Genomic DNA, 1,621 nt, shown 5'->3' on the forward strand with positions numbered 1-1,621 from the left:
GATTATGAAATGATCTACAATCTGGTTATTGATTAAGGTCGTTCGCCGTTTGTTAGAACAAGGATTATCTTTGTGCGATGAACCTAACAGTCTATGAGAACTTGATTCGCAGCGAAGCAATTTCTTATTGATTCGTATTGGGATTCTATTGAATAACCAACGACAGCTTTGTCCCGCTGTCGGTCCTATAAACTTGTATCGATTCGCTGATCGCTGCTACCGCCACTTGCAAGGCGAGCATGGAAAACGCTTCGCAACGTACTGGTCTAAATCAATGGTCTCAAAGGGTTCGGGAGCTGGGCGAAAGATCAGTTTGACGAAATATCATGGCAAGTTGCCTGCCGGGTTCCCGCTCCATCTAAAAGAACTTGAGTTCCGATAATAATCATTGGAACCAGGACATCTTACCAGTACTGGTCAAACATGTAACCGATTTGGTGCCAACAAACGGCTCATTATCTCTATTTTAAACTAACTGATACAGGTGATTCCATGAACCGTAACCCTCATTTTCTCGTTGTATGTTTTCTGGTCGTCATTTTATTCACTTCGATTACCCCAGGATACTGTTCTCAACCAAGTGAACCACCATGGATCGGGGCGGTGGTTTCACCCCGATTGAAATTAGGTAAACCGTTCACGTATTCGGTTCACATCCAAAGCTGTGATAGCGCTGAAGTCACATCTCTGGATATCCTGTTACCAACCGGAGTCATGTTACAGAAAGGAAAACTCCGTTGGGAAGGGAAGATTGGCCGGAATGAGCAGGTAGATCGTGAAATTGTACTTCGCATTGATTCCGCGGGAACGTACGCGATCAGAACGGTTTACAACATGGCAAACTTTTTAGAAACGCGTAATGCTGAGCTGTTTCCATGTGTCGCATTGGTAAACATCTACGCCACTGCCGATACCATGCTTTCTTTCTATTCCCAAGAGGACTTAGACAACAAGTTGAAACCCAAGCAACAAGAGAATTCGATTCATCGTTCTGCACGACCATAATTGAGATCTAACCTACAAAAGTAACGAAATGCTAAGGACAAGCCATGAAGCGGATCATTAGAATATTACTCGCAGTTACCTTGTTTTCGTTTAGTTCGATTCCTGTGATTGCCAATACCTCTTTGCAGGACACAACGCTTGCAAAATCCATCGCGGAGCAATTTTGGACTTTGAATTGGGCGCAATCGGTAGCAATCCACGGCAAATACGCCTTTGTTGCAAATGGATGGGAAGGTGTCCGTGTGTTTGACGTCGCCAACGCTAAGAAGATTAAAGTTGTTGGCTCTATCCTTAGTGAAAAAGGCTACCGCCTCTCTTACCAAAGGGTGTTCTCAAATAAAGTCGTAGTTTCGGGTAATAATGCCTATATCTGTCAACTCGATTATGGTATCTCGGTGTATGATATTAAGAATCCAAAATTACCTAAGCTGCTGGCACATCTGAATTCGAAGGGACAAGTATTCGATCTGGTAGTGAGAAGCAAGTACGCATTTCTCGCAAGCGGTACGGCAGGTATCGAGGCAGTCGACATATCAGACCGAACGAACCCGAGAAAGCTCGATTCGCTATTACTACCCGGGGATGTCCGTGCTATCAAAGCTCAGGGAGATTATGC

Annotated in this window: 2 protein-coding genes; both read left to right on the top strand. The window is 44.4% G+C overall.

Annotated elements, in window-relative coordinates:
- The first annotated feature begins 492 nt into the window (after positions 1-492).
- Positions 493-1,005 (top strand): hypothetical protein, encoded by a 513-nt coding sequence (locus OEM52_15200; protein ID MDK9701479.1) that lies wholly within the window; start codon positions 493-495, stop codon positions 1,003-1,005.
- 44 nt (positions 1,006-1,049) lie between these two features.
- Positions 1,050-1,621: hypothetical protein (locus tag OEM52_15205; protein ID MDK9701480.1), on the top strand; the 572-nt coding region annotated here is incomplete at its 3' end.

Source organism: bacterium, assembly GCA_030247525.1.
Taxonomy (GTDB): domain Bacteria; phylum Electryoneota; class JAOADG01; order JAOADG01; family JAOADG01; genus JAOTSC01.